Origin of the sequence: Burkholderia sp. LMG 13014 (assembly GCF_905232215.1) — a bacterium.
In the GTDB taxonomy this organism is placed as follows: Bacteria; Pseudomonadota; Gammaproteobacteria; order Burkholderiales; family Burkholderiaceae; genus Burkholderia.
Map to the genome: position 1 here is coordinate 1 of NZ_CAJNKE010000188.1, position 10,313 is coordinate 10,313.

The following is a 10,313-nucleotide window of genomic DNA, read 5'->3' on the forward strand; positions in this document are numbered from 1 at the left end:
CGCCCGGACGCGCACCGGGCAGCACGGCACCGGACGGCGCGCGCTTTCGCGTAGCCGATGATGAAATCGACGCGATGCGCACGCCGAACGCGCAGCCTGCGCCCGTCGTGATGCGTTTCGATCGTTCGCTGCGCGGCCTCGAGATCGGCGCGCCGGTGGAGTTTCGCGGCATCGAACTCGGCCACGTGACGGCCATCGGTACCGAATACGATGCAGCACGCGGCGACGTCACGATGCGCGTGACGATGGCGCTCTACCCCGATCGCCTCGGGCAGCGCTACCGCGACACGCTCGGCAACGGCGAGTCCGAAGCCGGCAAGGCACTGCTGCGCACGCTCGTCGCGCGCGGCTTGCGCGGCCAGTTGCGCGTCGGCAACCCGATCGCGAACCGCTCGTATGTCGCGCTCGACATGTTCCCGAATGCCCCACCCACCTCGGTCGACACGCATCGCGAGCCGATCGTGTTGCCGACCGTGCCCGGCACGCTCGACGTACTGCGCGTACAGATGACCGATATCGTCGGCACGCTCTCCCGGTTGCCGCTCGATCGCATGGGTACGGATCTGAACGCCGCGCTCGTGAATACCGATGCGCTGTTCAGGCAACTCGATACCGAACTCGCCCCGCATGCACGCGCGGCGCTGGGCACCGCGCGGCAGTCGTTCACGGCCGCGCAGGCGATGCTCGCGCAACAAGGTGCCAATACATCGAACGTCCGCCGCACGCTGACGCAATTCGCGCGAACTTCGAGCGCGCTGCGCGCGTTGGCCGACGATCTGGAGCAGCATCCGGACGGGTGGATGCCGAATGCATCGCGCGCCACGGAGCCGGCCGATGCAGCGCATCCTGCGAATACGGCGAATACGACACGATGAACGCGTCTCGCCGCGCAGATGCATTTTTACGACGACCGCACGCACCGCATGCCAAATTTCCCGCGCAGCAGTATGCTGATGTCGTACGGCTGCGCACGACGCTTCGGGTAATCCCTTCGTTTGCACGTTGTCGCGCCGCCGTCGCGACCGCAATCATGCGTTGCAAGGAGGGATTCGTGATGGCAACCACGCATCAGCACTTCCACCTCGAACTACGGCACGCCACCGCGCCGACCTATTTCATCAGCTACCTGTTTCCCGCCTTGCTGTTCGTTTACGAACTGCTGCGCGTCGGCCAATGGATCCGCGATCACGGGATGCACTTCGCCGGGTTCAAGCAGATGGGTTACGAGTATCTGTTGATGCTGCTGTTCGTCGGGCTGCAGATATTCGTCGAAGCGATCTTCCTGCTCGGCGCCGCGATGCGCCGCGACAATCGCGACTTCGAGCACCGGCTGCCGAACGTGATCCTCGGTATCGGCTGCTCGATCGCACTGCTCGCGATCGACCTCGCGATCCAGCTCGCGTTCTGAGGGCCCGCTGCCCGCTCGGGGGCTCAGGCGCCCGAGCGGTGCTGGAAATCGCAGACCGCGGCGAGCACGTCGACCGTCCGCCCGCATCGTCGCTCGATGACTTGTGTCAGCGAGTCTTGGACTCGTTCATGACAGGCTTGCTTCTAGAACGCATTTGCCCTTCCAGCCAGTATGGCGGGATACGGGACATCAAGCTGCTCTGCCACGTGAGCGGCGTCCATGTCTTGCCACCATCCTCCGAATACACGATCTCGGGATTGTCCTTGTCCGCCATATGCGCATAATTGGCTGCGAGCCAGACATGGTTCGGATCGGCGACGTACGCACTGACAGCCTGGGATATCGTATCGGGCAATTGGGTCGTGACCCACGTCATGCCATCGTCGGAGCGGATCAACGTTCCCTCGGTCGTGCCCGTTATCCACCAATGTCCGTTCGGTGTCCAACCCAGTTCAAACAGATAATCCGGGTTGCCGAGATCGGTCGATTTTACGGCGCATGTTTCGGGCGAAATACTGACGGCAAGATAACGGGTATCGCCGGCCTGATTGCCGCCCAACGTCACCAGGCCGACCAGCGGCCCGTCCGCATCGACGAAGCGGATGACACCGCGCAGGAACTCGCTGGCACTTCCGTCTGCCGGATCAAGGCCCAGTTTCCTGACATTGACTTCGCACACGTGTCCACCACGCCGGACCTTCACCGAATGACGAACATCGTCAGCAGACACGGTGTAATGAGCGCCGAGGACGATGGCTCGTCGATCTGCGTCGGTTTTTACCACACGACCATTGGCGCTATCGATGACCCTGTTGCCGATGTAGAAGCGCCCCTGCGTGTCGGCGCTCACCAATGGCCAATAGAAACCCGCCGTATCTGTCACGGCGATTTGCCGGTCATCAGTCAAGACGAACCGCAGGTACTCCGAGTACTTCTGGAAAATCGTCAGCCGACCGATCTCCAGCTTGTGTACCGGATTGTCTGCGCCTGAATTCGCCGCATCAGCGACGCTTGCCGCGCCCCCGAATGCAAACAAGGCTGCAGCGAGCGTAGTCTTGATCCATTTAGCGCACTGCATCGGATTCTTCCTTACCCAATTCCGAAAGCCAAAACTTTGAGTTGCCGATAATCGTGCCACTATGACGCGCCGAGCGGGATCTGAAGTTATCGTATATATATTTCGAGTTCGGCCCACCTGCAATGAAAGCCTGCACTGCGTCGATTGATTCCTGCAAATCAGAACACTCGCTCTTTCCCAACGCCTTATACTTCGGATTTCCAGAATTAATGAATTTCGGCCTCGGCTTCGGCTGCAACGAGTCAAATTGACCAGCAGCATTGCAAACCATGGAAAAAGTCTTGGCAATGTAATCGTTTCTTGGATAGCCCTTTCGATTCAATCTGAAATAGAAAACGTTCAGCAGAGCCTCTTTCTCGATCCGGCGATCGCTTTCATCGGGCAGTATCCCTGCTCCGCTCGACTCCGCATACAACACCCGGGCCAGGTAATTCAGGTCTGCCCCAGAGAACGTCAGATTTGCCGTACGCGGAGGACTGTTGGCGATCTTGAACGTTTCTTGCTCAGCGATCCATTGGGGTTGACAAATATTGACCTCAACGCCTGCCGAATCATTTTTAGGGGTGACCTTTCCTTGTGCCTGGGCCATTGCCTGTTTCTCCTGATGCACTTGCAGAACTGTAAGCCGTTCGTCGTACGATTTGCTGATCGATAGTTAACGGGCCGGGCTCGAAATAACCAGAATCGATAGCTTCGCATCCGAATCGTCGATCCGGCCTGTTGCAGGAAGCGACGCACCGTCGCGCGGGGTCAAGCCGCACGTGAGCGACAACAACGGTCGTCCGCCCATCCAGTCGGGGCTTGGCTGCGACAGGCTCACTTTGACCGGCGCCCTGTTTATGAAGGAAACGGGCACGACGTATCGCTGAACCAGAATCTGTCCGGATCCCGCATCCATCGCGTGCAGCCTTTGTGTCACTTGCGCGACGTCGCCGCAGTGCTGCTCGACGAGACGGGCAAAACGCGCACTCGTCACCTCATCCAGACTGAACTGCGGCAGCGCCTGATAGCGGATGGTCAATACGCCCGTCGAATCAGCCGGCACCGGAATGGCCCAGGAGTACGACACGAAACCTTCCCAATCGCGGCCATCGCTCAGTTTCATTCCCAACTGAGGTTTAATTCGAGCAACTTTCGCGAGATCGCTCTCTTCACTCGGAAGCGGATCCAGGCCTGCCGCCCTTACCTCGCCAGTCACGTCCTTGCCGAGAAAGAACGCGCGCCGCCCGGTGACGAGCGGAATCGCTTTTCCGTCGAAGGTCACCTGCAAATCAGAAAAGCTTTTGTCATAATTCTCCTCGCCAGCGCCAAGACGGTGAAACAGTGGCGTGTATGCGTAATACCCCCTCTTCACCAAAGCATGCGTTTCATTGCTCAATCGCGCCGAGACGGTGATTGTTTTCCCATCCAGCGACACCTCGACGTCAGATGGCCGGGCGTTGCGCTGTATCGCGCCGATCGTCAGCGGCACCGCATCTTCGAACTCGAAGGCCTGTGTGCATGTGGCCGCCATCGTCATAACCGCCCCGATCAAAAATTGCTTCGCACTCTTCATCATTTGCAATCGTCGGGAGATGGAAGGATGTAGTATCGATACACCGTGTACGGATCGCTCCGAAATACTTCGATGTTGTACGGCCCGTATGGGTGGTGAGTCCGGCCATTGAACGCAGTGTACATGTTGTTGTACTTTTTCTGCCCGCGCTTGTACAGGTTTCCGTCATATTTCGGGCTGTCGGGCGTAAACGGCGCATAGATTGCCATATGGCCATCCCAGAGCAACACGTCTCCCGCCTGCAACTTCTGTTTCGCCGGATCAATTTTACGGAAGCGATTCGTGGTTCGCGCAAAAGCCGCAAATGACGCAGTCGTCTGATATGGATAGGGAAATCCGGCCTCCACATAAATCTTGTTCGTCGACCCCGAACAGTCTCCGAGAACAGACTTTTCCGACGCAGCGCCAACCATGCGATATGGCGTACCTTCCCATGTGGCCGCAATGTTCACGACCTTCCAACCTTCGTCTTCGGTGATGAATCTGCCGACCGTGCAACCCGTGCCCGCTGTGATGGCCGTATCACTCGTCGCGGATGAGCTCAATGTAACTGGATCCATTAGTTCACTCCGGTATCTGCGGGATAGTCATCATGATTGCCGGGCCTATAGAGCAAATCCACTTTTACGATCTTTTCGCTGGTAAACAATGAGGTTTTGCCTTCGTCATCGGTCATGCCCTCGATGAGGCGACCGTCCTCCGCACGTATCTGATAGGGCATGTTCGCAATCGGCTCGCCAAAAGCATCTCGCACGACGAAATGCTCGTCGTAGACGTCATCCACGATTTCAAAGTGGACGGGCTGTCCGACGTAGCCTTCCACGACTTGCGTTTTTCCGCTCGCATCGGTCGTGCCTTCGATTACGTCATCGCCGATCGACATTCGGTATTTCTGATTCGGGACGGGCTTACCGTCATGCGATCGAAGGACAAAGTGCTGGTCGCCGGATTCCTGCTTCGTTATTGGCATGACGGGCAGGGGCACCGTTGCGCTTGCTGCGCCAGCCTTTTCCCACGATGCGCACTTCTCCAGGATCTGCCCGGGCGTGCCGTTTTCGATCCCGCTACCGCTGATCTTGATGTATGAGCCGCCCGCTCCGACCCAGATCTCCTTTTCAGCTGACAGCACTACTCTTCCACTGCTGCTTGTGATCGTGACGTCCTTGAGGGCGGCGAGTGCCATGGCATTTCCCTGCGCCTGGAGTTCCACCTTCCCGTGGGCCGCAAACAGCTTCATGCCAGCGTTCTGAACAAAGATACTGAGCTTTTCACCGATGGTCGCAAGCAGGGATTTGCCGGCCACAACGTGCGTACTCTCGCCGCTGACGAGGTTAACGTGCTGATCTGCTGCAACTTGCGTTGACTGTTGAGTGGACAACGCAATGCCCGCCGGGCTCGCCATCAGCAATATCGGCTTCGAGAATCCATTTGCATTGCCCATTCCGCCGCCCGCAGTTCGACCGCCCGTCGAAGTGCCGGCGTTATTCTGCTCCATCGCAGCACTGAAGGCCTTGAGCGCGCCATACCCCTCTTTCGTGCCTTCCGCGCGAGCCTGGACACTGGCATCCGATAAAGTCTCCATCAGACTCTCGGCGTTCACGAGTTGTCCTCGCGATTCGCCTGCATCCAATGCCTGGCTGCTCATTTCCTTCGAGTGCGTGCTCACGTAAAGCCCACGATTCGCTCGCACAGCACCGTAATGGTCCGTCTTCAAGTCAAAGCCGCTGCCGAGATACGAGCCGCGCATATTGCCGCTCTGCTCAACTAGGTACCCGAGATGCAACAGGCTGTTGCCGGTGCTGCTCATCAGCCGAACGCGGTTTTGTCCAGTAGCGTCGTCCAACGCCAGTTCGTTAAAGCCTGCCCCGGCGTATTCCTTAGTCCGGTAACCCGACAGAATGCCGTTGCTGTGCCACTGAGGCCGGACGGCGCCATTGAATACACGATGCAAAACAATTGGGCGATCACAGTCCCCGCCGACATGCCCTACGATGACCTCTTCGCCGACACGCGGAACGTGAATACCGCCGTACCCTCCGCCCGTATCCGATTGCGCAACGCGCACCCAGCAAGAGGCCTTCTCGTCGCCAGGGTTGAGACGATCCCAAATGAACTGGATCTTGATCCGGTTGTGCGCATCCGTATAGACCTCTTCACCCTTTGGGCCAACCACCATCGCCGTCTCAAGATGCATCACCGGCTTCGTGTGCTCAAACGGACTGCGGTACGGGACCGTGACACGCTGCGCTTCGACCTGAACCAGGAAGAAACCCTCGCTGCCGTCGGAATGGCGAATCGTGAGCGACGCGTCGCCCGAGTAGCCGGCAATAGCTTCATCGACCCGCCCCTTCAGGCTATGCGGAAAGTTCTTTTCTTGTCCGGAAAGCGGCAGATTATTCTCGATATACCGGGAAACCTTGATCGCAACGAATTCCCGTTGGCTCTCCGAATCGCGGTCGTGCTCGGGGTGATTCTCCAGACGGAAACGAAGCCCGGCATCAATGCCACGGACACCGCCCACGCCATCGAAGCGCTTTGCGCGCGATTCCCATTCTTCAAGATGGATTTGGGTCAAATGATCGCCACGATCCTGATCCGAATAGGTGTACGCGCCCGTGTACGAATAGATCTCGAGCTGGCTGGGCAAGTCCCCTTGATCCGGCCGCGACGGCAACGTCGTGCCTTTCGGGCTGAACGACGACGCGGGGGCCTTGTAGTCGAATGTTCGGGTCGTGTAGGTCACGCTTTGCAGCGTGCGCGATCCGGACCACTGAGTGAACGCGTTGGCCTCGCTATTCGCGCCTGAGCGGTAGAACCGCACGGTCTCCGGCGACATCTTGTCCAGATTGTGGATATCGTCGACGATCACGAACGTATGCGACTTGCCGTCGTTCGCCTGTCGCCAAAAGCCGTACAACCCCTCGGACTCCAGCAGCCGATGCACGAAATTCCAGTCCGTTTCGCTTTGCCGGCAATATGAGCGCGATGGCAGCGGCTTGGACAACACGAACTGGAATTGCCCTTGCGCCTGAGGATGCGCGTTGAACACATCCGTGACGATCTCATCGACCGGTTTGTCCTGCCAATGCCGCATATCGCTGCGGAACTTCAGGAAATGCATCCACGACGCGAAACTCAACTGATAGGCAGTCAAGCCGCCATCGGCGCCCAATCGGCGGGCCGTATGGATATAGCCGTTGATCGGCAGATACGATTTGTCCTCTCGCTGAATCCACAACGTCATCTGTTGTGCGATAAGCGCCTTCAGTTCGATGTCGCCAGCCGTTGATACCATGTCAAGCTCGACGGCGAAATCCCGGCCTAATTCGGCATGGGTAACCGCCCTGCGGGGTAATAACGTATTGCTGGGTAGACTCGGAATATCAGATTTCAACAGCCGGTCTTGCTGAATCAGGCCACCGCGAATGGCCTGTGCCAGTTCGGTCATGTTCATGCGTCACTCGTTCGACATTCTTATTGGATACGCCCGCGCCCATGCCCGCACTTTGCTGCGAACAATTGGTTCCCCGACCTCACGTGCCGCCACAGAACCACCCCGGAAAGACTGGGAATTTACTACATGTTGATTCTTAAAGGAACGTTCGAGCGGCATCTCCGGCCCATTTTCATTGGAGATCTAGCCCTAACTGCTCACAGCAAGGTAAAAACACCATCCGCTCAATATCGATTCAGAAAAAATACCGACACAGCGCGGTCACATTCTCAATTCGGCGTCCGTGAGGTCGCCATTTTTTGTTTCAACCCGATGGTTGTCGTCTTATGCAGTCCCCCTCGTCGGTCTCGCGCGGGCCAATATACACTGCGCAGGCGCGAACGATTCCCCTGTTTTCAGGCCAGGACGGCGGATCGACAACTCATCGCACGACCATCCTGCGCTCACACCCCATGCCGCGTCAGGAAATCCTTCACCGCGTCGAGCACGTCGGCCGTTCGCTCGCGGTGCGGCACATGCCCGCATTCCTTCAGCATCACGACGGACGACGTTCCGGCCACTCGCGACGCGATGCGGTTCGGGTGCACGGACGAGCCGTATTCGTCCTGCGAACCGTGAATCGCCAGCGTCGGGCAACGCACGTGCGGCAGCACGTCGTCGAGGCTCCAGTCGCGAAAGGCCGGCGACAGCCACGTATCGACCCACGCGCGCAGCACCCATTCGGCCTTGTCGCCGTGATAGCGCGCGAGCCGGTCGAGCTGGCCCGGTTCGTCGAATTGCTGCCCCGCGTCGCGAATGCCGGCCAGCGTGCGATCCTCGACGTACGCCTGCGCGGCGATCGTCACGAGCGCGCGACAACGCTCCGGATGCGCGGCCGCACACCCGACCGCCATGCCGCCGCCGACGCTGTGCCCGAGCGCGACGAACGCGTCGACGCCCAGTTGTTCGAGCAGTGCCGCGAACGCACGATCGGCCTCGTCGCGCACGAACGTCGTGCCAAGTTTGCCCGGATGACGATCCGAGCGGCCGAAGCCGAGGCGGTCGTAGGCGATCACGTCGCGCTGCGTGGCGCTCGCGAGCTGCGCGGGGAAGTCGCGCCACAGTTCGACGCAGCCGAGCGAATCGTGCAGCAGCACGATCGGTGCGGCCGGCGTAGGTGCGGCCGGCTCAGGTGCGGCCGGCGTAGGCGCGGCCGGCTCAGGCGCGCCCACATTCAACGCACCCGCTGCCTGTTGCGCCGGACCACCGCGCCAGCGTTTCGCAAAGAGGCGCCCTTGCGGCGTCTCGACGGTTGTCTCCTCGGTCACGATATCGGTCATGTGTCTGTCGTCTGCATGAAAGCGGCCGCCCCTCGGCGGCCACACTGGATCCTGCGATGTTGGCCCGCGCTCGCACACAGCGTCAAGCAAGCCCCCACCGCTCGCGCGTTCATTCGGGCTGCGGCGGCAGATACTCCATCTGCGCCTCGTCGTACAGCCGGTAGATCAGCGCCTGCATCGCGCGGAGATCCTCCGATTCGTCGAGCATCCGCATGCTCATGATGATCGGCGACACGAGGTTCGGATCGTCGAGCGGCTTGTAGCTGATGTCGTCGCGCTTCAGCCCGTACACGCTGTGCGGCACGACCGACACGCCCTCGCCCATCGCGACCAGACCGAGCGCGATCTGCAGTTCGCGCGTCTCGTAGATCTTGCGCGGCTGCAACGCGCGATCGTGGAAGGCCGCGAGCACCTGGTCCGCATAGCTCGGGCGCGGCGCCTTCGGAAAGATGATCAGCGTGTCGTTCACGAGATCGTGCAGCGACAGCACCGGCTTCGCGCTGTCGAGCGGATGGCCGACTGGCAGCGCGACGATCATCCGCTCCTCGCGCAGCACGACGCGCCGCACGCTCGGATCCTCGTGGCGAATGCGTCCGAACCCGACGTCGATGCGCCCTTCCTTCAGCGCCTTGATCTGGTCCATCGTCGACATCTCGTGCAGGCTCAGCTCGACGGCCGGATACTCGCTGCGAAAGCGCCGGATGATCTTCGGCAGCATCCCGTACAGCGTCGAGCCGACGAAACCGACCGACATGCTGCGCTCGATCTTGCCGACCCGCTTCGTCATCGATTCGAGTTCGGTCGTCTGCGCGAGCAGCTGCACCGCGTGCGAATAGAAGAAGCGCCCCGCGTCGGTCAGCTTCAGCGGCCGCGCGTTGCGCTCGAACAGCGGCACGCCGAGCGCTTCCTCGAGCTGCTGGATCTGCCGGCTCAGCGGCGGCTGCGCGATATGCAGCCGTTCGGCCGCCCGCGTGAAATTCCGCTCTTCGGCGACCGCGACGAAGTAGCGGAGGTGTCTCAACTCCATGTTCGATGCCTCCCGGACAGCGATCCGGCGTTCAACCCGGGCCGGATGATGTCATCACGATACCGCAGGCGGCGGAAACCGCCACGCGCACGGCCCCGCGCCGCCCAAAGCAAAACGGGAAGCCCGCGAGCTTCCCGTTAGTTTCATCGACGCCGCATCACAGCGGCGTCTCGACCGCCCGTCACACTTCGGTCGCGTAGAGCGCGTCGCGCTGCGCGTCGCTCAGCGAGTCGAGCGGCACGTCCGGCAGCTGGTAGCAGATCATCGTGCCGTACAGCTCCGCGAGGCAATTGCTGCCGGCGTCGAGCGCGTAGCCGTCCTCGCCGTCCGGCGCCGGCGGGTACACTTCGCGCCACGCGTTGATCGCGGCTTCGAGTCGCACGATGGAAACGGGTCCGGCCTTCCGCTCGGCGGGTGATGCGCTCATGGATTCCTCTGGGTTGCGCGCTCCGCGGGCCGTATCGGCCCAGAT

Annotated in this window: 10 protein-coding genes; 2 read left to right on the forward strand and 8 right to left on the reverse strand. The window is 60.3% G+C overall.

What is annotated here, in order from left to right; all coding sequences use genetic code 11:
* Both JYJ84_RS19085 and JYJ84_RS19090 read left to right on the forward strand, forming a co-directional pair.
* Positions 1–875 (forward strand): MlaD family protein (locus tag JYJ84_RS19085; protein ID WP_205189373.1); only part of this gene is annotated, 875 nt, incomplete at its 5' end.
* Between the two features lie 179 nt (positions 876–1,054).
* Entirely contained in the window at positions 1,055–1,408 is a 354-nt protein-coding gene (locus tag JYJ84_RS19090; protein ID WP_174958249.1) for a hypothetical protein, read from the forward strand.
* Positions 1,409–1,514: 106 nt separating this feature from the next.
* On the opposite strand, the gene JYJ84_RS19095 is transcribed toward JYJ84_RS19090, so the two are convergent.
* The 8 genes from JYJ84_RS19095 to JYJ84_RS19130 all read right to left on the reverse strand — a co-directional run bounded on the left by JYJ84_RS19095 (position 1,515) and on the right by JYJ84_RS19130 (position 10,268).
* The gene (locus tag JYJ84_RS19095; protein WP_174958250.1) at positions 1,515–2,486 is read right to left on the reverse strand and encodes a hypothetical protein; all 972 of its coding nucleotides are present in this window, start codon (positions 2,484–2,486) and stop codon (positions 1,515–1,517) included.
* Positions 2,473–3,075 carry a hypothetical protein gene (locus JYJ84_RS19100; RefSeq protein ID WP_164462814.1) on the reverse strand — a complete coding sequence of 201 codons (603 nt, stop codon included), beginning with the start codon at positions 3,073–3,075 and terminating at the stop codon, positions 2,473–2,475. Before JYJ84_RS19100 ends, JYJ84_RS19095 begins: the two co-directional genes overlap by 14 nt.
* Before the next feature lie 66 nt (positions 3,076–3,141).
* A complete protein-coding gene (locus tag JYJ84_RS19105) occupies positions 3,142–4,044 on the reverse strand; it encodes a hypothetical protein (protein ID WP_175221724.1) in 903 nt (300 codons plus the stop codon).
* A complete protein-coding gene (locus JYJ84_RS19110; RefSeq protein WP_122949055.1) occupies positions 4,041–4,601 on the reverse strand; it encodes an NlpC/P60 family protein in 561 nt (186 codons plus the stop codon). The genes JYJ84_RS19105 and JYJ84_RS19110 overlap by 4 nt, the downstream gene beginning before the upstream one ends.
* The gene (locus JYJ84_RS19115) at positions 4,601–7,495 is read right to left on the reverse strand and encodes a type VI secretion system Vgr family protein (protein ID WP_122949054.1); all 2,895 of its coding nucleotides are present in this window, start codon (positions 7,493–7,495) and stop codon (positions 4,601–4,603) included. Before JYJ84_RS19115 ends, JYJ84_RS19110 begins: the two co-directional genes overlap by 1 nt.
* Before the next feature lie 443 nt (positions 7,496–7,938).
* Positions 7,939–8,814 carry an alpha/beta fold hydrolase gene (locus JYJ84_RS19120; RefSeq protein ID WP_175221723.1) on the reverse strand — a complete coding sequence of 292 codons (876 nt, stop codon included), beginning with the start codon at positions 8,812–8,814 and terminating at the stop codon, positions 7,939–7,941.
* A 109-nt stretch (positions 8,815–8,923) separates the two neighbouring features.
* The gene (locus JYJ84_RS19125; protein WP_011355987.1) at positions 8,924–9,841 is read right to left on the reverse strand and encodes a LysR family transcriptional regulator; all 918 of its coding nucleotides are present in this window, start codon (positions 9,839–9,841) and stop codon (positions 8,924–8,926) included.
* Positions 9,842–10,022: 181 nt separating this feature from the next.
* Positions 10,023–10,268 carry a DUF3717 domain-containing protein gene (locus JYJ84_RS19130; protein WP_043178075.1) on the reverse strand — a complete coding sequence of 82 codons (246 nt, stop codon included), beginning with the start codon at positions 10,266–10,268 and terminating at the stop codon, positions 10,023–10,025.
* Positions 10,269–10,313: the final 45 nt, after the last annotated feature.

Coding starts and splice junctions, on each gene's coding strand:
- JYJ84_RS19090 (WP_174958249.1), top strand. CDS start 1,055: ATGGCAACCACGCATCAGCACTTCCACCTCGAACTACGGCACGCCACC.
- JYJ84_RS19095 (WP_174958250.1), bottom strand. CDS start 2,486: ATGCAGTGCGCTAAATGGATCAAGACTACGCTCGCTGCAGCCTTGTTT.
- JYJ84_RS19100 (WP_164462814.1), bottom strand. CDS start 3,075: ATGGCCCAGGCACAAGGAAAGGTCACCCCTAAAAATGATTCGGCAGGC.
- JYJ84_RS19105 (WP_175221724.1), bottom strand. CDS start 4,044: ATGATGAAGAGTGCGAAGCAATTTTTGATCGGGGCGGTTATGACGATG.
- JYJ84_RS19110 (WP_122949055.1), bottom strand. CDS start 4,601: ATGGATCCAGTTACATTGAGCTCATCCGCGACGAGTGATACGGCCATC.
- JYJ84_RS19115 (WP_122949054.1), bottom strand. CDS start 7,495: ATGAACATGACCGAACTGGCACAGGCCATTCGCGGTGGCCTGATTCAG.
- JYJ84_RS19120 (WP_175221723.1), bottom strand. CDS start 8,814: ATGACCGATATCGTGACCGAGGAGACAACCGTCGAGACGCCGCAAGGG.
- JYJ84_RS19125 (WP_011355987.1), bottom strand. CDS start 9,841: ATGGAGTTGAGACACCTCCGCTACTTCGTCGCGGTCGCCGAAGAGCGG.
- JYJ84_RS19130 (WP_043178075.1), bottom strand. CDS start 10,268: ATGAGCGCATCACCCGCCGAGCGGAAGGCCGGACCCGTTTCCATCGTG.